Source organism: Runella zeae DSM 19591, from assembly GCF_000423565.1.
GTDB lineage: Bacteria > Bacteroidota > Bacteroidia > Cytophagales > Spirosomataceae > Runella > Runella zeae.
Genome location: NZ_KE384045.1, coordinates 1 through 21,357 on the forward strand (window position 1 = coordinate 1; position 21,357 = coordinate 21,357).

A 21,357-nucleotide genomic window follows, 5' to 3' on the forward strand; every position below is an offset into this window, starting at 1 on the left:
TATGTTGATTTAGGTTATCTTGGTATTCAGAAAGAATACAAATTTTTGTCTTTAAAGATTCCATTTAAAAAGCCCAAAAAAAGCAAAAAAAATCCTTATCCAAGCTTAACATTAGAGCAAAAAAACTACAACAAGTCTATTAGTAAAAAGCGAGTTTTTGTAGAAAATGCAATTGCAGGAATAAAACGTTATCATATTTTAATTAACAAGTATAGAGGAAAATCTAAGGAAAAATTTGATGAAAGTATTGAATTATGCGCAGGCCTTTGGAACTTCAAAATCGACTTTAAGAAAAAGATAACTTGTTAGTAATCAACAAGAAAACAACTCTATTATAAAGAATATCTCAAAACTAGATTAATTTTTGAGTCAGATAATGATATAATAGAGCTAATACAGGAGTTATTAGAAAACAATAATTAGTAATTTTTCGCATAAAAAAATGATTAGAAAATGATAAATAAAGTATAGTTATTAAATAAGAGTGTCGATGTTTTACTCATGATTTTACAAGATATGCCAACGTTACAATTGAGCAAGAAATACGAATATAATTAAAGTTAACTCAGTGTTTTCTAATACTATTTTTACACTATAATTTATAAATAAAGAAAATTGAAAAACAACTCTGATGATCAAAAAATCGCTTTTTATCTCCATAGCATGGTGGTGTAGAACGCGGATACTTTAATCAACTTATGGAGAACGAGGTCCTTCAAACCTTTTCCAAAGAATGGGATATGAAGGTATAACAACGAAAAATGGATTTATTGATATTTTGAAAAAATTTATTATAATGGTACTAAAAAATAATTTTTATTTATTTATTGGCTCTTTTTACTGGCTGACTTCTTGTGCTGACTGCTCTCCTCTCAACGAAAAAAAAGTATACCAAATATATCCTAATAACAACATAGTCTGTATTATTATTAACTGTGATGAGATAGATGATTGTGCTGAACAATATTTAAAAATTATAGACCGGAAAAGTAATAGTAGTATTCAAGTAAAAATACAGAGTGATATGCCAACTTGGATAGGTGAAATTGAAAATGATACAGTAGTCGTTAATATGAGCGTAGATAGTAGCATTTATATGAACATAAAAATACCTAATCGCCAAAGTGTATTTTTAAAAAATAAAAAATTTACAATAAAATACAATAAAGTGCTGACAAAGGGAGTAACTCAGATTGCTAGCTTAAAAACTATTTTTCTTAAAATACAAAGTGATTCATTGTTTATTCTTAAAAATGGAAAATCTGCTCAAATTCCTATTGGAAATGTAAGAAATTTTCATACATTATATCACTGTTGGTATTATCAAGATCAATACTTTATGCAAAAAATTGATTTTGATAATATTGACAAAGAAAAATATTTTTCAGCCTTAGAAAATGAGTATTTCGAATAAAATAATCTATTTTATAAAATATTGAGATATATAGAAGGTTCGGTGTTGTGTTCATATGATTTTTCACTTGATTCGATTCATATTTTGTAAGAATTGTGTCTTGGTTAAGAGTTAAGAGTGTGTTTGGGAAGGTTTTGCCAGTCCGTCGAAGGTGCTCTAAGGGATATAAGTTTAAACCTTGAACTTGCATTAAAGCCCAAACTAGGCCGCAGGCTTTGAGTTAAAAATGTCCTCACCCTCTTATATAAGTTTAGGAGATGAATTAGCTCATACAGAAGACTATTTAAAAGGTAAGCTGAATAAAAATAAAACTTGGATGGGTACACTCAACTATTTAGAAGCAGAGAAATACTCAACTCATCGTGAAAGTCAATTTAGGTCTGAAAATGGACTTCCTTTGAGAATACATTATGGGGTTCTAGAAATATCACCTAAGGTGTTTGTACCTGATCCATTAAACCCAATAATTGACAAAAAAGGGAGAAGTTTAATTTATCCAAAGATTAAATACAGATAGAAATGAAAAGCGATTGTTCAAATATAATTATACTTTTTATAGTAATAGTTGTTGCTTGTCAAACACAAAAAAGTGTTGTATCAACGAATATTTTTAAAAAGCAAAATGTGGTTGGCAAAGGTTTTGCTGACAGTGCAAAATGGACAAGGGACGATATATTATCAAAATATTCTAAAACAATTTTTCCTTGTGATACATTATTTTTGATTGAACGAATTGGCGAGCCAAGTTTAGAAGTTTGGGGTAATATATGGACTTCAAAAAGAAATGTAGTTTATGAATATGAAAGAGAATATGAAACCTTTAAAGATACGGTTCTAAATTACAATTTATGGAATAATCGTTATAAAACTAATGTAGAACAGTTCGATACAACCACAATAGATAAACATAAAATTTTAGGGGGTTATCGAACTTTTATTACCCAAGTGATACGAGGGAAAGAAGTCAAGACCTTTTACTTTTATGATTCATATTCTTCATTAAATATCAATAATTATAAACAAAAAAGCCTAAACTAGGCCGCAGGCTTTGAGTTAAAATGTTCTTTGAAATGTAAGTAAAAAGTAGCCTGTAGCTGCTTGGGGTTGGAATTTGGGGGGGGATTGAGGTACAGGGTGATGCTAAGCATCAATGGCAGTACCTTGACCGTGAAAAAATTAAGGATTTAGGGCTTGATTGGTACAACCTAAAAGCCCGTGGTTATGAGAAGATGATTTTTTTTCTTAAGATGTTATGGGTGTTTATAAAGTAAGAATAAATAACAAATTTAACGGGTTATTTATCAAAAATTATAACTTTAAATCTTAAAATTAATGCAAGACATTGTAAAAGAATTAAACCGAGATGTCAAGATTAAAAATGATATTGGTGTCTACCAAAAAGGTCATTTGAACGCTTGGATTTATTGCGATGGAAAAACACTGATTGAGATAGATGCATTTGGTAAAAAATTTTATTCTAAAGAACGCAGTAATTTATTTGATTGCCTTATAGATATTAGAAATGTTTTTTCAGAGTTAAATTGGTTAATCTTGTGCAATGGCGCACGAGAAGACGTATACCCTTCTGGAATGAGGCGTCAAATGAATAAAGGACTATTAGCTTATCAACTTACATTTGGCAAAGCTGTTGCTCAATCGGACTTGGTAGACATATTTCAAGAATGTTTGGAGGAAAGAATAGTTACGCCTGAGAAGCAAAAAGCATATTTTGAAGAATGGTTTAACGCTTAATATCCCCAATTTGTTTTGGTGTTTTAAGATATAAAAGTACCGCTTTAGGAAATAAGCGATTATCAAACGAAGCTATGCTAGAAATATCTGAGCAGCATAATGTAGAATTTGCTCAAATCTACGAACTTGGGAAAGGGGAGGTAGGGGCAATATTTTTTATATTCAGGGAACGTAAATAGTGCTGAAATACCTGTAGGAAATAATATTATTTGGATTAGTCATACTCATCCAGCTGGAACAAGAGTGCCAAGTGTATTTGATTATGATGCTTTAAAATCTTTGATTAATGCAGGATCACCTCAAAAATCATCAGTAATTTTACCTGTTAAAAGCTCTCCAGTGAGATTTAATTTAAAGACTCCATACCTAACACCGAAAACCCCAAATCAATAAATAAAATGATAAAAGATTTTGAATATTTGTGGACAACAAAAAAAGATGAGTATTGCTTAGTACAAATAGATACTAGATATACAATCATTAATTTGAATGATTATTTCCTGACAATTATAGAAGATAATGAGTTGGGTATAAAAGTAATCGAAAATATGATTAAGAATGGTGTTAGAGTATTTACATCAGAAGAATTTAAAGAATATAGAGCACAAAACCCAGTGTCATTTCCTAGCCCTGATCCTTTCTTTGGTGTTCCACCTAAAAAATTATTAGACAATCTAAAGCCATACAAATAATCAGAACTATTTAGTGCAGGAATGGTAGAAATGACGCAAACTTTCCACAAAAAAAACCATAAGGTTATACATATAAATCCCAATACCATTCCATCCGGTATTAAACGAGATGAATTTAACTCTTGGAGAAGCAATTATTGAATAAATAGATCTAATGACTTTAAAGAATAAAATACAATGGAAAATAGATATTATGAAATTGTTAAAATAATAGCTTCGAATGAGAATATAGCTCAATTTGGAGAATTTGGGAATGGGGCTTCTGATGAATGGGTCAAAAGAGCGCAAGAACGATTAAAGGTTCAATTTCCGCCTTCATATATTTGGTGGCTTAAAAATTATGGAGGTGGGGAAATTCACGGAAATGAAATATATAGTATTTATGAAATTGATTTTGATACAGTAGTAGGAGGCGATATTGTTTATATGAATGAATTAAACAGGAAGAACTTAGGCTTTTCTATCCATCAATTAGTAATACAAGAGAATGATCAAGGGGAAATATATTATTTTGATTTATCACAAATTGATGTTAATGGAGAAGCACCAGTTTACTGTGATATAACAGGGGATAAATACGCAAATGATTTCTTCGATTTTCTTAAAAAGAAAATTGAAGAGTAGGTTTCAATTCACTGTAGTCTTCTGAGAAGCACAGGCTTACCGTTGTGCTTTGTCTTCCTAGTAAAGACTGCTTACTGAAAATAACTGGAGAGTCTGTGATACGGTGAGTGCCTATAACCTGCCTCAAAGCCTAAACTAGGCCGTAGGCTTTGAGTTAAAAATGCCCTTTGAAATGTGGGTAGAGAGTAGCTTGTAAGTTTGGAAGGTTTGGAATGGCCCCGATACTAAAAAATATAATATTGCAAGGGGCGCAAGTGTATTCTGCTCAAGCTACTAATGCGATGAATAAAGCAAATAGTATGCTCAGTACAGATACATATAATGTATTCACAAATAGTTGTGTAAGTTACGCAAAAGATGTAATGAAAGCAGGAGATCTTAAACCTAAGCCTACAATTCTTGCTCTTAAAGGTTTAGAGAATTATATAAAACGACTTAAATAATTTTTTATAAGAAACACATTATGGGGCTTAGAAGACATGTATTTTTTTTTGATAGAAATCCGTCAAGAACGGATATTGAAGAAGGTTTAAATAAAATAACAGGGCTGAAACTAGTGTATGAAGAAATTGGTCAAGATGAAGCCGGCGAATTATGTTTACTTATAAAACATCCTATTAAAAAAAAGGAATTAATAGAGTTGGACTGGGTATATGAGGGTCAATCAATGCCAATTAATAATAAGGTTATGAAAAATTGTATTAGGGTTGAATCATATACTGGCCAAATAAAAAATAATTATATAGAAGTATCTGTTGTGTATTTATTAAAAAAAATGGGAGGAATAATTGATTCTGAATACAAATTAAAACTTCCAGGCTGGGCTGGCAAAAAATGGATAGAGGTTAAGCGTGTTTATCTTAACCATTTATGGAAATGTTTAAAAAGTAGTTGCTTTATTTGAATTTTGTAGTAATAGAAGTATTTTTAAATTTATTAAAAATATAATTTATCAATTTTACTTATAAACTAACAGCTTAAAGTGCGAGGTCGCTTTTGAGAATAAAAATGTAAACGTCCTTTGAAATATAGGTGAAAGACCAAATGAGTAAAAAATGGCAAAAATTAGAAAAAAAGAATGGAGCTTTGGTGATATTTTTTTAGTCCCATTGAAAAACGGCAAATACGGAACTGGTCAAGTGTTAGACTTACAAATGCCTAATATTGTTAGAGTGGCGCTGTTTGACGAAGTAATAAATAGCTTAGAAGAATTTAACATTGAACAATCTTGTTCTATTCCAAATCTTATTTCATTAGTGGCTTCTAGCTGTGAACAATTGGATTATGATGTTTGGAAGCTGATGGGAAATAAATGTATAGAAATTCCCAAAAAAAACTTTCCTAATGAAGAGTTTAGGCGTAAAAACTGGATAGGAGCAAGGCATTATGATGCAGCTTTGTTAGAAGATTTTTTAAATTCTTTCTATGCTTTATTGCCCTGGGATGACTGGTTCAATCCAAACTATTTAGATGAATTTTTAATAGATATTTCTAAAAAACCGACAAATTTAATATACAACAAACCATCTAGTTCATCATAGTATTTCAGTTTAAATCATTTCTTTATTCTTGAAACCAACCCTTAAGTAGGTGAATTTCAATTGTTCGCTCAAGGAAAATATAGCCCAATTTTGTTTGCTACGCTCTTTAGTAGATACTGTATTAATGGGCATTAAGCAAACTTTTTGTAATCAGGTTTATTGCTATGTCAGGTCTGAAGTTCATCATCTCAAAAGAAAACTCTGTCAATTTTTCAAGGTATGAGGTCGCTTATTAAGAATAAACTCCAAGTCTCCCGACTATCCCACTATTTTTCAAATACTCTTTTTTACACTATCGTTTATAAATAGACAAAAGTAAACAACAACTCTGATGATCAACAAATGGCTTTTAGCACCATACTTTGGTGGTGTGGAACAGGGGTACTTTGTGCCTAATCGGACTTCGTACCCAAGGTAGAATTGACACCATCAGAGTCGTAGATAACACAGTTATCAAATATATCTTTGCCTACAAAGAACGTGGGTACGATGATGATGAAGCAAGTTTTGGCAAATGCCACGTAAATGCAATATGTTGAGCCGTCCAAACTGCTTATAGGTAAGTTAGTGTTAATATGTCTAATTTTCATTTGAATTCTAACCCATTGCGTTCGATTTTTTGAGGCGCTATTTTACATACCTACTCCTCTTGTGGGGGCAGGTTGAGTTTTGTCTAAATAGGTGGAAACGGCATTTTTTACTCAATAACTCGTCTCATCAAGTTTGACTTTGCCTCGAAAAGTCCAAAAAACAAAACTCGTATAAAGTGCCACCAATGGTACGCCAATCGCCGCAAAAGTAAGCATGATTTTAAGGGATTTGTCGGTCGATGCTCCATTGTAAACCGTGATATGAAGGTTGGGGTCGATAGTAGAGAGAACGATATTGGGAAAAAGACCTACTGCTACCAAAATCATCAACATCGCCGTCACAAAAGCCGATGATAAAAAAGCGTAAAAATAACGCCGCCGTGAGATTTGGCGCGTAATGTTGGCTACGGCCAAAATAGCCAAAACCGGAAACGCAAACATATAAGGAACTTCGCGATAGCGGTTTATCATGTGAGGGATGAACAAAAGAGTGGCTAACGACGTAATCGCAAACATCAATACAAAAAAGATAGTCGTGTTTTTGGCCAAAACAGTGAGTTTAGCGTAAAGCCGATTTTCGGTTTTCATCACCAGATAGATAGCCCCGTGCATCATAAATAACGCCAATGTAGTGACCGATACAAGAAGTGCATAAGGGTTGAAGTAGTCGAGCAACGTACCTCGATAAATGTAGTTTTGGTCGATAGCAAAGCCTTGAATCACATTTCCCAACACCAAACCCAAAGCCAAAGCCAGCAAAATACTGGACACACTGTAGCTAATATCCCATGTCTTGCGCCACCAAAGCATGGGTTCTTTGGAACGAAATTCTATGGAAATTGCCCTTAGAATGAGCATGACCAAAAAAATCATAAACAACTCATAAAACGCCGAGAAAACCGTAGCATATACCACTGGAAAGCCCGCAAACAAGGCTCCGCCGCCAATCACCAACCATACTTCGTTGCCATCCCATACGGGGCCGATGGCGTTGAGGGCAATGCGCCTACTTTCTTCTTTTTTGAAAAACAAATGTAAAGCACCTGCTCCGAGGTCGAAGCCATCGAGAATGGCGTAGCCGCTAAATACGCCACCTACTACCAAAAACCACCAAGTGGGTAAATCAAGTCCGAGTATTGTTTCCATTAGTTGAGAATTGGGTTGTCGCGTTTTGAATAATCAGGAATCACTTCTTCGTGTAAATCGTCGGGGCCGTGTTTGATTTTTTTATTGAGTAAATACAAAAACAGCGCAAACAGCAAGCTATAAACCAACGTAAACAAAATCAATGAAAACAAAACCTGCTCGGTACGAAGTGATTGAGAAAGCGCATCGGAAGTACGCAAAAGCCCGTACACTACCCACGGTTGTCGGCCTACTTCGGCAGAGTACCAGCCTACTTGATTGGCGATTTGGGGGAGTAGCACCGCCCACGCAAATATTTGCAAGAGCCATTTTTGGTCAAAAAGACGACCTCGCCACCATAAAAACATCCCCAACAACGAAAGCCCAATCAATGCCATACCGATGGCTACCATGAGGTGATAGGTCTGAAACACGAAGTTGACGGCCCTGGCGGAAGGCCGTTGGTCGGTCGGAAAAGCGTTTAAGCCCGTGACGGGAGCTTTCAAATCTTGATGGATTAAAAACGACAGCCCACCCGGAATTTTGAGACCACTTACTTTCTGAGCTTGGGCATCTGTCCAGCCCAATAAGTACATATCAGCCACGGCTGAGGAGTCATAATGACCTTCAAAAGCGGCTAGTTTGGCAGGTTGGTTTTTGGCTACTCCATCAGCGGAGCGGTGCCCTGTAAAAAGCTGCAATAGCGAAGCTACCGTAGCTACCACAAGGGCGATTTTGAAGCCTGATTTGGCGATAGCTACATGGCGATTTCGGAGAAGATAATAAGCATTGACGCTCAAAACCAAAAACGAACCTGCTAAAAACGAACCGATAATGACGTGCGAAAGACGGTCAACACTCGAAGGATTGAAGACCATTGCCCAAAAATCCGTGATGACAGCCCGCGCTTTCATACCTTGGCCTTCGATTCGAAAGCCCGCAGGCGTTTGTTGCCAAGAGTTGGCGACTACAATCCAAATGGCCGAAAACATAGACCCCAACGCGACCATAATCGTAGAAAAGAAATGAACGCGAGGGCTGACCCGATTCCAACCAAAAATCAAAATACCCAAAAAACCAGATTCGAGGGCAAAAGCAAAAATACCTTCGGCGGCCAAGGCACTTCCGAAAATATCTCCCACATAGCGCGAATAAACCGCCCAGTTGGTGCCAAATTCAAACTCCATCACAATCCCCGTGGCTACGCCAATCCCGAAAATCAAAGCAAAAATTTTAATCCAAAACCGGGTCATTTGCTCGTAGATTTTTTGACCCGTGCGGAGGTACATACCTTCCATGATGATCATGACGACTCCTAAGCCGATACTTAGCGGAGGATAGATGTAATGGAAAGCCACCGTAAAAGCAAACTGAATGCGCGAAAGTATTTCAGTATTCATAAAGAGGGGCGCTGTATGATGAACTAAAAGTCTGCTCAGCAAAAAAAGCACTCTGCCCAGCGAAAGGAAAATTTGGGCGATGCGCAAAAGACACAGACAGATACCATTTGGTACCTGAAAATCTAACAAAATCAACTAGGCTTTTGTGCCTTTTGGGGAGGAAGAAAAGTAAACTTTTGTGACTTTTTTATTTTAAGGACAAAATTTTATTTGGTATCGCTAGAAGCATTCGCATTAGGAAAAATTACCGTAAAAGTACTGCCTTGATTAGGCGTACTGGTTAAATGAATTTTGCCCCGGTGCATCTCAACTATTTTTTTGCACACCGATAGCCCTACCCCAAAACCCGAAATCGACAGTACATTTTTGGAGCGGTAAAAAGGTTGAAAGATGCTTGATACGTCTTCATTAGGGATTCCGATTCCTTCATCTTGGATACTAATCATGGTCATGTCATTTTTAAAATCAATAACTACCAACGCTTGATGAGGGGAAGAGTATTTGCAGGCATTGTCGATAAGGTTGGTAAACACTGTCTTTAAAAGATTCTCTTCTCCAAGTACCGTGATATTGTTTTCATCTTCAGGGTCTTGGGCGTATTCTACCAAGATTTTATATTCGGGTCGGGAGAGGAGCAAATCATCTTGGGCTTGAAAAATCACATCGTCGATGCGTACTTTTTGGGCATTGCTAAGGGTTGTTTTAAAAGGCTTTACAATTTGTAAAAGACTATTGGTGAGGTTGATAAGTCGATTGATGTCTTTGCTGATATTTCGTAAAATACCTTTGTGTTGGGCCAAAGTGAGTTTTTCTTCAAGGCTGATTTCGACTTCTGACTTGAGAGCGGCGAGGGGTGTTCGGAGCTCATGAGACGCATGCGAAACAAAACTTTTTTGAAGTTCAAAAGATTCTTCGAGGCGATACATCATTTTGTTGAAGGCCGTAGCCAATAGCCCAATCTCATCTTTACCATTTCGTTCATCAAGCCGTTCAGTAAGGTTGTTGGCCGAAATCGCGCTGATTTGAACAATAAACTGATTGACCGGCCCCAAGGCTTTTCCCGCAAAAAATATCCCCAAAAGTATAGTTACGACGATTCCGAATACAAGCCCTACAAACAGCGTTTTGCGGAGGTTTTCCATTTTACTACGCCCAAATTTATCATAGGCAGAGGCCAAAATAATATATTTCTGTTGGTTAAGTTCGTAGATAAGCCCTACCACTTCGTTGTCGCCGCTGTTAGTTTCCACGTATTTTTCGCGTCTTACGCGTTCGAGCAAATCATTCCCATAATGAATCACGTGGTCGTCGAGACTACTGTAGAAGAGTTTATTGTTTTGGTCAAACACCAGTACCTTTTCATCAATTAGGGCCGTAAGGGTGTTTTTGTCGATGATTTTGAGGAGGTTACGGTCTATTTCATCTACCTTGATGAGCAATTGGGCCGTCGTGATTGCCTTGCTTTTGAGGCGGTCGTAGTATTCTTGCTCCCTAAATTCGGCAAAAATCTGATACACTATAAACGAAAAAATAGCCAACAGACTTCCTACAATGAGGGAAAATAGGATAGAAATTTTGGTCTGGATTTTCATGGTGTTTCTCTCAATAAATAGCCCAAACCGGGGCGGGTATGGATGAGTTTTGGTTCAAAATTTCGGTCGATTTTGCGGCGTAAAATATTGATATACACTTCTATTACATTGGTTCCTGTATCAAAATGTACATCCCAAACATTGGCAGCTATATCGTTTTTAGAAACCACTTTACCTTTGTTTTTTACTAAATAAACCAAAAATTCGTATTCGCGGGCTGTAAGGTTGATTTCTTGCGCTGCTCGCTTAACGAGCTTGCTATCTAAGAAAATTTCCAAATCGGCAATACGCAATACTTTGCCGACGGCTTGGGCTTCGGAGTGGTTGCGGCGCAGACCTACCAATACCCGATGATACAATTCCCTAAAATCGAAAGGTTTGACGAGATAGTCGTCGGCTCCTGCCTCAAAGCCCTCTATTTTATCTTCGATTTCGCTCATAGCGGTAAGCATCACAATCGGGAGCGAAGGTTTTTGCTCGCGAATTCGCTGACATACTTCATAGCCGCTTAGTTCGGGTAAATTGATGTCTAAAATCACTAAATCAAAACCAACAGCCAACGCACGGCGTAGCCCAAGAGTGCCCGTATAGGAGACTTCTGTCTCAAAACCTTTGTTGGTGAGGCCACGCGTGAGTAGTTGAGCAATGCGCAAATCGTCTTCAATGATGAGGATTTTCTTGGGTGTGGCGTCGGTTTTCATAAAGAAAAATAGATTTTTTGTTCAAATATAAAGTATAAGCATCTTCGTGATAGGCTATTTAGTTTTTTTTAAGGTGGTCTTTATAGGAGCTTAATCTTCGGCAGTCACCTTTGCAAAAAAGTATTGCCGACCTTATGCGAATTCTTCTTTTGATAGTTTTTTTGTGGCCGTTGCGAGGGCTTGCTCAAGATTCACTCCGAATCTCACTGAAGCAAGTGGATAGCCTTTTTTTGACCAACAACCTTCAGCTTTTAAGTGAGCGTTTTAGGATTGATGCGGCTCAAGCGGCAGTGATACAATCCCGTCTTTGGGACAATCCCACGCTTTCGGCCGAATGGAATATTTATAATCCTAACAAGAGACGAGTGCTAGATGTAGGAAAAGGAGGACAAAAAATCATTGCTATTGAGCAGCTGCTTCTTACGGCTGGCAAGCGCAGTAAGCAAGTTGCCCTTACTCTCGAAAACGCCCGCATGACCGAATATGAATTCATGGATTTGTTGAGGGTATTGAAGTTCGAGCTGCGCAATCACTTCTTTGATGTTTATTTTCTCCAAAATACCCTCAGTCGTTATGAAATTCAGATTCGAAATCTTCAAAATACAGTAGGGGCTTTTGAAAAACAATACGAAAAAAACAATGTATCGCTGCGCGAAATGCTGCGATTGAAGGCTTTGCTTTTTCAACTCAACAATGACAAGACGGAAATCTTGTTTGAGTTGGCCGAAAAACAAAAAATGTTGAAGACCATTCTTCATTTGGAAAAACCGCTTTCGCCGATTGTAAGTCAGGAAGAACTGACACGTTATCAATTGCGGAGCGACGATGTGGCTTATTTGAGCGATTTAGCATTGCAAAATCGCGGTGATTTAAAGGTCGTTTCGTCTTTGGCGCGGCAGGCCGAATTGAATTATAACTTACAGAAATCACTTGCGGTACCGGATTTGAAATTGGGTGCGGTTTATGACCAATCAGGGAGTTATGTCAATCATTATACGGGGTTGACGCTGTCGGCTGATTTGCCTTTTTTTAATAAAAACCAAGGGAATATCAAAGTAGCGAAACGCATGATTGAGTATCAAAAAGGGATACTTACGCAGAAAGAACAGCTGATTAAAAATGAAGTAACGGCTGCGCTCCAAAAAGTCAAATACGTAGAAAATATGGTCCAAAGTGTAGATGTGAGATTTACCGAACAGCTAGAACTCCTCAACCGTGGGGTGGTCGAAAACTTCCAAAAAGGTAATCTGACGTTGCTAGAATTTATTGATTTGATTGAGACTTACAGCGAAAGTATCAAAGAGCTAAATCGTCTCAAATCAGACCGCGTAGAGGCATACGAAGAATTGAATTTTATGGTAGGGCAAGAACTTTTTAACTAACTGACTTTCCAAGTTTTCGACTCGATCAAATCCAAACTTGGAAACTCTAACTAACTGACTTTCCAAGTTTTCGACTCGATCAAAACCTAAACTTGGAAAGTCTGACATATTACAAGAACTTTTTAACTCATGAAAAAGAGCCTTTTATTTTTACTAATTTCTGGAGGCGTTTGGCTGGTAGGCTGCGACAAAAAACAAACTACTGCCGAAGAAATCAAGGCCTTTATGCTATCAGATACGATGATGAAGCGTATTGAGCTTGCCACCGTAAAAACCGAACCGGTACGGAGCGAATTGACCCTTGTAGGGAAGGTGATTGCCGACGAAAACCGCGTCATTAAAGTGTTTCCGTTGGTGGGCGGCAATGTCGAAAATGTAAGCGTAGAGCTAGGGGATTATGTTCGCAAAGGCCAAGTCCTTGCTACGATACGTTCGGGCGAAGTAGCTGATTTTGAGCGACAAATGATTCAGGCTCAAGCGGAAGTATTGGTAGCCGAAAAAAACCTTAAAACCGCCGAGGAGCTTTTTGATAGCAAGCTCAATTCGCAACGAGAAGTGGTGGCAGCCAAAAAAGAACTCGAAAATGCGCAGGCCGAATTGAATCGTATCAAAGAAGTATTTCGGATTTATGGACTCGGCAAGACTCCCGTTTACTTGGTCAAATCACCGATTGATGGTTTTGTGATAAGTAAAAATGTGAATCCGGGTATGCAGCTACGCTCCGACAACGACGAGCAGATTTTTACCGTCGGTCAAATCAGCGAGGTATGGGTCATGGCCAACGTCAACGAAAGTGATATTCCGAAAGTGAAATTAGGAATGAAAGCTGATATTCAGACTATTAGTTATGGTAATGAGCTGTTTAGAGGGAGCGTTGACAAAATCTATAATGTACTCGACCCCGACACCAAAACCATGAAAGTGAGAATCAGACTCAACAATGTAGGGTACAAACTCAAGCCTGAAATGCACGCTACGGTATCGCTCAAGTTCAACGAAGGAGGAGAGATGATAGTGATTCCGGCAAGTTCGGTGATTTTTGACCGTAGCAAAAACTGGGTGATGGTGTTCCGCAATCGTTCTGATATTGAGACGCGTGAAGTGCAGGTTTACAAAATGCTTCATGACATAGCGTATATACGTGCAGGTTTGAGAACTGATGAACAGGTCATATCCAAAAATCAATTGTTGGTATATGATGCTTTAAATGATTAAAGGCAGATCCTTATTGACTTATGAACAAATTTATTAGAGGAATAGTAGGTTTTTCACTCAAAAACCGATTCTTTGTTTTCTTCATGACGGGCGTTTTGGTGATTTCGGGAGTGGTGAGCTATCTCAACACTCCTTTGGAGGCGTTTCCCGACGTGACCAATACCCAAATCATCGTAGTTACGGAATGGAACGGACGTAGTGCCGAAGAAATAGAGCGTTTTGTGACAGTACCTATCGAAGTAGCCATGAACTCCGTACAGCGCAAAACCAATGTACGGAGCGTTACGATGTTTGGGTTGAGTATTATCAAAATCATTTTTGAGGATGATGTAGAAGATTTTTTTGCGCGACAACAAGTCAACAACCAACTCCGAACGGTATCATTGCCCGACGGAGTGGAGCCGGATGTGCAGCCTCCATACGGCCCCACGGGCGAAATCTTCAGATTTACGCTTGAAAGCAAAGACCGCGACAGTAGAGAGCTACTGACTTTGCACAATTGGGTGATTGATAGACAATTAAGAAGCGTGCCGGGCGTGGCAGATGTGGTGGCGTTTGGCGGAAGAGAGAAAATCTACGAAATTCAGGTCAACCCTACGCAACTTGCCAAATATGGTATTGCGCCCTTAGAAGTATATGAAGCGGTGACCAAAAGCAACGTGAATGTGGGTGGAGATGTAATCGAAAAGAATGGACAGGCGTATGTAGTGCGGGGAATAGGATTGCTCAATTCTATTGCCGACATCGAAAACATCATCGTACAGTACGTCAACGATAACCCTATTTTGGTCAGAAATGTAGCGGACGTAAAAGAATCTAACCTGCCAAGGGTAGGGCAAGTAGGCCTTGACCAAAACGACGACGTAGTAGAAGGTATCGTAGTGCAGCGTAAAGGCGAAAATCCCAGTGAAGTATTGGGGCGAGTCAAAGCCAAAATCGAGGAGCTAAATACCAAAATATTGCCACCAGATGTAAAAATGGTGACTTTCTATGACCGCGACAATTTGATTGATTTTTGTACCAAAACAGTCTTACACAATCTTTTTGAAGGGATTTTGTTCGTGACGGTCATTGTATTTTTGTTTATGGCCGATTGGCGCACCACGCTCATTGTGTCTATTGTGATTCCTTTGGCGTTGTTGTTTGCTTTTATGTGCTTGCGTATGAGGGGCATGTCGGCCAATCTGCTCTCTATGGGAGCCGTCGATTTTGGGATTATCATTGACGGTGCGGTGGTGATGGTAGAGGGGATATTTGTGACACTCGACCACCTTGTCCACAAAAAAGGCATGGATAAGTTTAACAAATTGGCCAAATTAGGTCTTATCAAAAAAACGGGTGGAGAGCTTGGTAAGGCCGTCTTTTTTTCAAAACTTATCATTATTACGGCATTGCTGCCCATCTTTAGTTTTCAGAAAGTCGAAGGCAAAATGTTTAGTCCTTTGGCTTTTACTTTAGGCTTTGCCTTACTAGGGGCGTTGTTGTACACGCTCACTTTGGTACCGGTGCTTTGCTCGTTTTTATTACGAAAAAACGTAAGAGAAAAGTCAAATCCTATCGTTCGATTTTTTGATACTTGGGTAAGTCGTGGCTTTGAGTTTTGTTATAAGCACAAGAAAATAAGCGTTTTTGCCTCATTAGTGTTTTTAGGAACTACTTTGTTTTCGGCCAAATTGCTCGGAACTGAGTTTTTGCCACAGCTCAACGAAGGCTCTTTGTGGATTACGGCAGAGTTGCCGATGAGTTATTCTCAAAACGAAAGTGTGAAGATTGCCCGGATTATTAGACAAAAAATCAATAATCATCAAGAAGTAAAACAGGTACTTTCGCAAGAAGGTAGGTCAAACGACGGTACCGATCCCAATGGCTTTAACTTCTTGCAATTTCAGGTAGATCTTAAACCCAAGGAAGAACTCAACGGCAAATCCGTAGATGATATTATTGGTGAACTGGATTATGATTTGTCTCAATTTCAGGGAATTACCTATAATTATTCGCAGCCTATCATTGACAACGTAGCCGAAGCAGCTGCGGGAATAAAAGCCTCCAATGCCATCAAAATCTACGGCGAAGACCTTGATAAACTAGATGCCTTGGCCGACCAAGTGTTGGAGGAAATCAAGGTAGTACCGGGTGTAAAAGATGCGGGGATTTTAAGAAATACGGGGCAGCCCGAAATGAGTGTCATCTTGCATGACCACAAAATGGCGCTTTATGGCGTAAGCATTGCTGATGCCCAAGCGGTGATTGAGATGGCGATTGGCGGAAAAACGGCCTCTATTCTCTACGAAGGAGAGCGCAAGTTTGATATTAGGCTACGTTATCAAGAGCAATACCGCCGCAATGAAGACGATATTTTGATGCTGATGGTGCCTACTTTGAAAGGAAGTAAAATCCCGCTCAAAGAAATCGCTACGCTACGCAAGGTGACGGGACCGGCTTTTGTGTACCGCGACAACAACAAACGATTTATTGGGGTGAAATTTTCGGTGCGGGAGCGCGATTTGGGAAGTACCATCGCCGAAGCGCAGAAAAAAGTAGAACCTATCTTAAAGACATTGCCAAAAGGCTATTCGATTGATTGGACGGGAGAGTTTGAAAACCAAGTGCGTGCTACCGAGCGTCTTGGTCAAGTAGTGCCGATTAGCCTTGCGGCCATTTTTGTGTTGCTTTTTATCACTTTCGGCAATGCCAAAGATGCCGGGTTGGTTCTCATCAATGTGCCCTTTGCATTGATAGGAGGTATCTTGGCCTTGCATTTTACCCATATGAATTTTGGGATTTCGGCAGGGGTAGGTTTCATTGCCTTGTTTGGGATTTGTGTTCAAAATGGGGTCATTCTGATTTCGGTGTTCAACAAAAACCTAGCCTCCCGAATGTCTCTCGACAGTGCCATACGAGAAGGCGTAAAATCTCGGATTAGACCCGTAGTAATGACGGCTATGATGGCGGCGATTGGACTATTACCTGCGGCTGTTTCGACGGGTATCGGCTCCGAAACCCAAAAACCTCTGGCGATTGTGGTGATTGGAGGGTTGATTACCGCTACGGTATTGACGTTGCTTATCTTCCCGATTATTTATCGTTTCTTCTATCGTCACAACGTTCACACAATGAGGGATTTAGAGTAAGATAGTTACTTTAAAAGTTGTTTGTTTACCAAGATTTACCAGATAGTTGGCAAATCTTGGTATTTTAAGGCTGATTTGGTCAGTTTTGCGATAAAAGAATCATAAATCTCCGTAAATATGAAAATAACTCAACTCTTTAAAGAGTTTTTTGAAAGCGAAAAAACAGGAGGACTAACTCTTATTGCTTGTACAATTGTCTCACTTTTAGTCTCTAATTCACCATTAGCCAACGATTTTAATCACTTTTTGCATATTCAATGGGGCGGGCATAGCCTTGTCCATTGGGTGAATGATGGATTGATGGCTATTTTCTTTTTATTGATAGGTCTTGAGTTAGAAAGGGAAGTTTATGAAGGAGAGCTTTCGAATGTCAAAGATGCTTTGTTGCCGATGTTTGGCGCAATAGGTGGTATTATAGTTCCCGCTAGTATTTTTTTAGGATTCAATTGGGGAAGCGACACCCAATCGGGTGCCGGTATTCCAATGGCAACGGACATTGCATTTGCATTAGGTATTTTATCTTTGTTGGGTAATAGGATCCCCCTTTCTCTAAAAGTGTTTTTGACGGCATTGGCCGTGATTGATGATTTAGGAGCTATTTTGATTATTGCTATATTTTATACCAAAACGTTATATTGGAGCAACCTCCTGATTGCGATAGGTATTTTTGGAGTTCTCTTAGTTCTCAATCGTTTGAGGGTCCGGAATCTTATCCCATACTTAGTAGGAGGAATAGGGATGTGGTATTTTATGCTACATTCGGGGGTTCATGCTACCATTACAGGAGTATTGTTGGCTTTTGCCATTCCCTTTGGCAATGGAGACCAAAAATCAACTTCTTACATCTTGCAGCATTTTCTTCACAAACCGGTCGCTTTTATTATTTTACCCATTTTTGCTTTGGCCAATACCGCCATCACCGTAAACGGAAACTTGGGCGACATACTCACTCAAAACTATTCTTTGGGAATTGCGATGGGGCTGATAGTAGGAAAGCCTTTGGGGGTTTTTGCATTGAGTTATTTGGCGGTATCATTGGGATGGTGTAAGCTCCCTGTGGAGCTCAACTGGAGAGCAATAGTAGGAGTAGGTTTTTTAGCGGGTATTGGCTTCACAATGTCTATTTTTATAACCTTGCTTGCGTTTGAGAATGAGGTTATTGTCAACAATGCAAAACTTGTGATATTGCTTTCGTCGTTGACTGCGGGGCTGATTGGGTTTCTGGTATTAAAAACCTTTAAAGAAGGGCATGAGCCTGTAAGGGAGTTTTGACAAACCTTAGGATATAAAAAAATTGACTACTACCAGAAGTAGTAGCCAATGAGTCAACATACAGCCACGAAAACAATCAGATTATTGGGGTTTAGGACTAGCTGAGTCGGGGGCTCGCTTGTCAAGTTGAGCTATCATATCATTAAAATCTTTGTCGGCGGGGTCAAGTTCTTTCCCTTTTTGGGCAAACTCTAAGGCTTTGGCAGGGTCGTTTTCGATGGCGGTATAGTAAGAATACAAGAATTTAAGGGCGATTTTCATGTCATACTTAAACTTCTTTTCTTCTTTTTTGGTGTAGGCCAATTCTACAAAACGCTCATAAAACGGAACCGACTTCGCAAATGTGGTATCTTGACCCGCGTAGCCATAGTAATTGGACTTGGCTCGGTACAAAATAGTAGGAAGGTGGTCGGGGCTACTTTCCTGTACGGCGGCAAAAGCCGAATCTGCTTTGAGATACATGGTAGAGTCGTTGGGGCCCATTTTGTAAGCCGCCATAGCAAGCCAAAATTTATCTTTCACTGACGATTTGTTGAAACGTTTTTCGCCAGCTTCCACGTATTTTACTACATCTTTGTAGTTTTTGAGGCGGTAGCTCATTTCGGCAATTTCGCTGTAGAGATTCTCGGTAGTGTCGGTTTTTGCAGCTTTGGCCAAATAAAACACCGCTATCGAATCTTTGGCAATGGTAGTATCGGTAGTGTTTTGATAAGCTCTGCCAAGTAGTTTATATTCAAGTCCTTCGGCTTTGTCGGGCGCTTTTTCTAGAAAAGTTTCTAGGTTTTGGATAGATTTATCATAGTCTTTTAGACTAAAATATGACCTCCCCAATAAACGATATTTGACGGGTGTTTCTACCTCATTTTTGACTTGTTCTAGTTTTTCGACGGCTCGTGAGTATTGGCGAGCTAGATAATCAAACTGTGCTGAACGATAGCGAAGTTCGGCCGTAGGCGTTTCGACTAGCCACAAATATCTGTCCATATTGGCAGCGGCATCCTTGAATTTATTGGTTTGGAAGCTTAGTTCGGCCAACTGCAAATAGGAAGGAGCGTAGAGTGAATCGGCTCCGAGGGCTGCTTTGTAGTAATCGGAAGCGAGGTTGTAGCTTTTGCCTGCCCAGTATATATTTCCAATACGGTGATTTGGAAGACTGCGATTAGGAAGGTATTCCATCGCATATTCGTAGGCGGTTACGGCAGGGCCACCGTTGGTAGGAGTAGCCAAGGCTCGCGCGTCGCCTAGGGTAAGCCAAATACCTCCATTTTTCTTATCGCGTTTTAGGGCTTGCTCAAGATACTCAATGGCTTTTTGAGCATTGTGATGTGGATAAAGGGGCGTATCTACATCGTTGATTACTTGCGCATACCCAGTATAGGCTTCTCCGATTCGCCAAAGGATTTCGGGGTCTTTACTTTTGCTAGCTTTTAAAGCTTCTCCCAAAATTTGGTCAGCGTCGGCGGTACGTCCTTCTAAAAAAGCTACAATTCCTAAGCCCGTTTTATTAAGAGGGTGGCGTTTTTCGTCGAGCGCTGTTCCTTTTTCAAAGTATTGTTGAGCTTCGGAGAGGCGATTGGTGCGGATAGCTAAATAGCCGCTATAAAAGTACGTCTGACGCGTAGGTTGGATTTGGTGAATATCCTGTAACGTTTGTATTGCTTTATTGGGTTGATTTCTATCGAGCCATTGGATAGCACTTTGAATATCTTGGGCTTGCAGGGATCGAATTCCTAAGGTCAGACATAACAGACTGACCGTTAGGGGGCGAAAAATCTTTTTCATGCGTGTGGTTGTTTTAGGTTAACGAAAAAGATGTAAGGCGGGCAAATCAAGTAATAGAAAAGGTGTGGAGAGCAAATAATAACGGTGTGGAATTAACGGGTAACTACGATTTGGGGGGTTAGTAACTACGATTTGGATGAAATATTTTAGAAAAACAGAAAGCTATCTCTTAAATGAAACTCGACGGAGCCTAAGTAGGCATTGGTGGTATACACATTCGCTTTGTAAGTGCCGTCGGGTACTTTGGTAGAAGGCTCAAATTCAAAAACAATCTTTTGAGGATTACGGCCAAAATCCGCCGATTGAACTACATGAACAGGTACTTCGAGGGTAGATTCATTGTTTTTTACGTTTACATTTTGGATAGCCCCACTCAGCGGGCGATTTTCTAAATCGGTGAGGCTCAAATAGACTTGTTGAGAGCCTTCTTCTGAGAGTGCTTTGGGCAGGGTCAACGATACCAGAATGGTATTGGCCTTTTTGGCTTTAGCGGTTACTTTGTTGTTGTTTTTCAGTACATCCACCCTAAAGTTATTGGCCGTAATGAGGTCTTTTGAGACCATGCCACCAAGCTGAGTAGTAAGGTCATTGACTTGCGTTTGAAGACCTTCATTTGATTTTTTTAGAGAATTGTTTTCGGAAACCCATTTATTCTTTTCGTTTTGATAAGTCTCAATCTCTGCCTTCAAGTCGTTTTTGAGCTGTGTCAGCTCTGCTACTTGGTTGTTGAGTTCAGATACATCTTCTTGTTGTATTTTACTCTCTTTTTGAAGACGGGTCAGAATTTGGTTCTTTTGAGAAAGGAGTTTTTGGGTTGAATTGAGTCTTTGATGGAGCGATTCTTTATCAGTATTAGCAGAGGTAAGTTCTTGACTGAGGTTATGAATATCGCGTTCGAGATTGAGCTTGACCGACAACAGCGAATCTGCCTTAAGCGTTGTTTTGTCATTTTCTTTGGCCAAGTCTCCTGTTTTATCCCAAAAATAAATGCCTCCTATTACGCTGCCGGTGAGCAACAAAGCCAGTACGCCAGCGATGAGTTTTGAGTTTTGAGCAGTCCATTCCATAGTCTTGTGTTTTTGGGTGGAACTTTCATTTTGATGATACAAAGGTTTTACCCAAAACTTAAGAACACCTTAACGAC

At 39.1% G+C, this 21,357-nt stretch carries 20 protein-coding genes; 14 read left to right on the top strand and 6 right to left on the bottom strand.

The window, feature by feature from the left end; translation table 11 throughout:
- The 10 genes from G563_RS36330 to G563_RS0130720 all read left to right on the top strand — a co-directional run.
- A partial coding sequence (locus G563_RS36330; protein ID WP_037328664.1) for a transposase family protein occupies positions 1 to 309 on the top strand: 309 nt, incomplete at its 5' end.
- A gap of 424 nt (positions 310 to 733) precedes the next feature.
- Complete coding sequence (locus G563_RS0130670; RefSeq protein ID WP_028668702.1) at positions 734 to 1,414, top strand: hypothetical protein; 681 nt, start codon at positions 734 to 736, stop codon at positions 1,412 to 1,414.
- A 226-nt stretch (positions 1,415 to 1,640) separates the two neighbouring features.
- Positions 1,641 to 1,931 (top strand): type III secretion system effector protein, encoded by a 291-nt coding sequence (locus G563_RS0130675; RefSeq protein WP_028668703.1) that lies wholly within the window; start codon positions 1,641 to 1,643, stop codon positions 1,929 to 1,931.
- Positions 1,932 to 1,933: 2 nt separating this feature from the next.
- Positions 1,934 to 2,452, top strand: a complete 519-nt coding sequence (locus tag G563_RS0130680; RefSeq protein WP_028668704.1) for a hypothetical protein — start codon at positions 1,934 to 1,936, stop codon at positions 2,450 to 2,452.
- A 294-nt stretch (positions 2,453 to 2,746) separates the two neighbouring features.
- Positions 2,747 to 3,166 carry a hypothetical protein gene (locus tag G563_RS37395; RefSeq protein WP_051211315.1) on the top strand — a complete coding sequence of 140 codons (420 nt, stop codon included), beginning with the start codon at positions 2,747 to 2,749 and terminating at the stop codon, positions 3,164 to 3,166.
- 398 nt (positions 3,167 to 3,564) lie between these two features.
- A complete protein-coding gene (locus G563_RS0130700) occupies positions 3,565 to 3,858 on the top strand; it encodes a hypothetical protein (protein WP_157585741.1) in 294 nt (97 codons plus the stop codon).
- Positions 3,859 to 3,888: 30 nt separating this feature from the next.
- A complete protein-coding gene (locus tag G563_RS39270; RefSeq protein ID WP_510186889.1) occupies positions 3,889 to 3,999 on the top strand; it encodes an HNH/ENDO VII family nuclease in 111 nt (36 codons plus the stop codon).
- Positions 4,000 to 4,035: 36 nt separating this feature from the next.
- Positions 4,036 to 4,482 (top strand): SMI1/KNR4 family protein, encoded by a 447-nt coding sequence (locus G563_RS0130705; protein ID WP_028668706.1) that lies wholly within the window; start codon positions 4,036 to 4,038, stop codon positions 4,480 to 4,482.
- A gap of 463 nt (positions 4,483 to 4,945) precedes the next feature.
- Positions 4,946 to 5,386 (top strand): hypothetical protein, encoded by a 441-nt coding sequence (locus G563_RS0130715; protein ID WP_028668708.1) that lies wholly within the window; start codon positions 4,946 to 4,948, stop codon positions 5,384 to 5,386.
- Positions 5,387 to 5,537: 151 nt separating this feature from the next.
- Positions 5,538 to 6,023, top strand: coding sequence for an Imm26 family immunity protein (locus G563_RS0130720; protein ID WP_028668709.1), 486 nt, complete (start codon positions 5,538 to 5,540; stop codon positions 6,021 to 6,023).
- Positions 6,024 to 6,724: 701 nt separating this feature from the next.
- Here the strand turns inward: G563_RS0130720 and cydB are convergent.
- The 4 genes from cydB to G563_RS0130740 form a co-directional block, all read right to left on the bottom strand.
- Entirely contained in the window at positions 6,725 to 7,759 is a 1,035-nt protein-coding gene (cydB, locus tag G563_RS0130725) for a cytochrome d ubiquinol oxidase subunit II (RefSeq protein WP_028668710.1), read from the bottom strand.
- Entirely contained in the window at positions 7,759 to 9,138 is a 1,380-nt protein-coding gene (locus G563_RS0130730; protein WP_028668711.1) for a cytochrome ubiquinol oxidase subunit I, read from the bottom strand. Before G563_RS0130730 ends, cydB begins: the two co-directional genes overlap by 1 nt.
- Positions 9,139 to 9,344: 206 nt before the next feature.
- On the bottom strand, positions 9,345 to 10,730 hold the full coding sequence (locus G563_RS0130735; protein ID WP_028668712.1) for a sensor histidine kinase: 1,386 nt from the start codon (positions 10,728 to 10,730) through the stop codon (positions 9,345 to 9,347).
- Positions 10,727 to 11,431 carry a response regulator transcription factor gene (locus tag G563_RS0130740; RefSeq protein WP_028668713.1) on the bottom strand — a complete coding sequence of 235 codons (705 nt, stop codon included), beginning with the start codon at positions 11,429 to 11,431 and terminating at the stop codon, positions 10,727 to 10,729. Before G563_RS0130740 ends, G563_RS0130735 begins: the two co-directional genes overlap by 4 nt.
- A gap of 134 nt (positions 11,432 to 11,565) precedes the next feature.
- Here G563_RS0130740 and G563_RS0130745 point away from each other — a divergent pair, with 134 nt between their 5' ends.
- From G563_RS0130745 to nhaA, 4 genes are all read left to right on the top strand, one after another.
- Positions 11,566 to 12,813, top strand: a complete 1,248-nt coding sequence (locus tag G563_RS0130745) for a TolC family protein (RefSeq protein WP_028668714.1) — start codon at positions 11,566 to 11,568, stop codon at positions 12,811 to 12,813.
- Positions 12,814 to 12,942: 129 nt separating this feature from the next.
- Complete coding sequence (locus G563_RS0130750; RefSeq protein WP_028668715.1) at positions 12,943 to 14,028, top strand: efflux RND transporter periplasmic adaptor subunit; 1,086 nt, start codon at positions 12,943 to 12,945, stop codon at positions 14,026 to 14,028.
- 20 nt (positions 14,029 to 14,048) lie between these two features.
- Positions 14,049 to 17,159, top strand: coding sequence for an efflux RND transporter permease subunit (locus tag G563_RS0130755; protein WP_028668716.1), 3,111 nt, complete (start codon positions 14,049 to 14,051; stop codon positions 17,157 to 17,159).
- Between the two features lie 117 nt (positions 17,160 to 17,276).
- Positions 17,277 to 18,431, top strand: coding sequence for a Na+/H+ antiporter NhaA (gene nhaA, locus G563_RS0130760; RefSeq protein ID WP_028668717.1), 1,155 nt, complete (start codon positions 17,277 to 17,279; stop codon positions 18,429 to 18,431).
- Positions 18,432 to 18,512: 81 nt separating this feature from the next.
- On the opposite strand, the gene G563_RS36340 is transcribed toward nhaA, so the two are convergent.
- Positions 18,513 to 20,213 (bottom strand): tetratricopeptide repeat protein, encoded by a 1,701-nt coding sequence (locus tag G563_RS36340; RefSeq protein ID WP_051211316.1) that lies wholly within the window; start codon positions 20,211 to 20,213, stop codon positions 18,513 to 18,515.
- A gap of 146 nt (positions 20,214 to 20,359) precedes the next feature.
- Positions 20,360 to 21,280: a DUF8428 domain-containing protein gene (locus tag G563_RS0130770; protein WP_028668718.1), complete on the bottom strand. Its 921-nt coding sequence runs from the start codon at positions 21,278 to 21,280 to the stop codon at positions 20,360 to 20,362.
- Positions 21,281 to 21,357: the final 77 nt, after the last annotated feature.

Coding starts and splice junctions, on each gene's coding strand:
- G563_RS0130670 (WP_028668702.1), top strand. CDS start 734: ATGGGATATGAAGGTATAACAACGAAAAATGGATTTATTGATATTTTG.
- G563_RS0130675 (WP_028668703.1), top strand. CDS start 1,641: ATGTCCTCACCCTCTTATATAAGTTTAGGAGATGAATTAGCTCATACA.
- G563_RS0130680 (WP_028668704.1), top strand. CDS start 1,934: ATGAAAAGCGATTGTTCAAATATAATTATACTTTTTATAGTAATAGTT.
- G563_RS37395 (WP_051211315.1), top strand. CDS start 2,747: ATGCAAGACATTGTAAAAGAATTAAACCGAGATGTCAAGATTAAAAAT.
- G563_RS0130700 (WP_157585741.1), top strand. CDS start 3,565: ATGATAAAAGATTTTGAATATTTGTGGACAACAAAAAAAGATGAGTAT.
- G563_RS39270 (WP_510186889.1), top strand. CDS start 3,889: ATGACGCAAACTTTCCACAAAAAAAACCATAAGGTTATACATATAAAT.
- G563_RS0130705 (WP_028668706.1), top strand. CDS start 4,036: ATGGAAAATAGATATTATGAAATTGTTAAAATAATAGCTTCGAATGAG.
- G563_RS0130715 (WP_028668708.1), top strand. CDS start 4,946: ATGGGGCTTAGAAGACATGTATTTTTTTTTGATAGAAATCCGTCAAGA.
- G563_RS0130720 (WP_028668709.1), top strand. CDS start 5,538: ATGGCAAAAATTAGAAAAAAAGAATGGAGCTTTGGTGATATTTTTTTA.
- cydB (WP_028668710.1), bottom strand. CDS start 7,759: ATGGAAACAATACTCGGACTTGATTTACCCACTTGGTGGTTTTTGGTA.
- G563_RS0130730 (WP_028668711.1), bottom strand. CDS start 9,138: ATGAATACTGAAATACTTTCGCGCATTCAGTTTGCTTTTACGGTGGCT.
- G563_RS0130735 (WP_028668712.1), bottom strand. CDS start 10,730: ATGAAAATCCAGACCAAAATTTCTATCCTATTTTCCCTCATTGTAGGA.
- G563_RS0130740 (WP_028668713.1), bottom strand. CDS start 11,431: ATGAAAACCGACGCCACACCCAAGAAAATCCTCATCATTGAAGACGAT.
- G563_RS0130745 (WP_028668714.1), top strand. CDS start 11,566: ATGCGAATTCTTCTTTTGATAGTTTTTTTGTGGCCGTTGCGAGGGCTT.
- G563_RS0130750 (WP_028668715.1), top strand. CDS start 12,943: ATGAAAAAGAGCCTTTTATTTTTACTAATTTCTGGAGGCGTTTGGCTG.
- G563_RS0130755 (WP_028668716.1), top strand. CDS start 14,049: ATGAACAAATTTATTAGAGGAATAGTAGGTTTTTCACTCAAAAACCGA.
- nhaA (WP_028668717.1), top strand. CDS start 17,277: ATGAAAATAACTCAACTCTTTAAAGAGTTTTTTGAAAGCGAAAAAACA.
- G563_RS36340 (WP_051211316.1), bottom strand. CDS start 20,213: ATGAAAAAGATTTTTCGCCCCCTAACGGTCAGTCTGTTATGTCTGACC.
- G563_RS0130770 (WP_028668718.1), bottom strand. CDS start 21,280: ATGGAATGGACTGCTCAAAACTCAAAACTCATCGCTGGCGTACTGGCT.